Origin of the sequence: Candidatus Kryptonium sp. (genome assembly GCA_025060635.1) — a bacterium.
Taxonomy (GTDB): domain Bacteria; phylum Bacteroidota; class Ignavibacteria; order Kryptoniales; family Kryptoniaceae; genus Kryptonium.
This window is the reverse complement of the sequence record JANXBN010000152.1, coordinates 1-506: the sequence shown is the minus strand read 5'-3', so window position 1 is coordinate 506 and position 506 is coordinate 1. Positions and strand designations below refer to the sequence as shown.

Genomic DNA, 506 nt, shown 5'->3' with positions numbered 1-506 from the left:
CCAAGTCGTTACACCATTCGTGCAGGTCGGAACTTACCCGACAAGGAATTTCGCTCACCGTTGTCTTTGCCTTTCAGCAAAGGGTGGACCATATCTTGAGTTCAACCATCGGTCCTTTCTGGTGCATACTGCCGAAGGAGCTCCTGCTGAAGTTGGTCAAGTCGCTCGCGCTGCTGCGTATTCATTTGTTTTGCAAGCGCGATGATATCGAGCACCCCATCGATGGTGCAATGCCTCCCTTGTTGCATGTAGTGGACAACACGGCGGAATTTGATAAACTCAACGTGTTTCCGGGTTTTGAGGGGGTGGCGGGTGAAAAACTCACATACCGTCTGCAAACACTGGAGTTTCCGAATGCGAAACGCGTAGCGATCTGCATGATTTTTCCGCACCACTCCACACCGGAAGAAGCGTTTGAGAGCATAGAGGACTTGCACATCTCGCTTGTGTTGTACCACCACAAATTCGGGGATGACTTGCACGCCCAGCGAAGTCTTGGGATTACG

The 506-nt window shown here is 51.4% G+C and carries 1 protein-coding gene; it reads left to right on the top strand.

The window, feature by feature from the left end; all coding sequences use genetic code 11:
* Positions 1-95: 95 nt before the first annotated feature.
* Positions 96-506: hypothetical protein (locus tag NZ923_10870; protein ID MCS7230508.1), on the top strand; the 411-nt coding region annotated here is incomplete at its 3' end.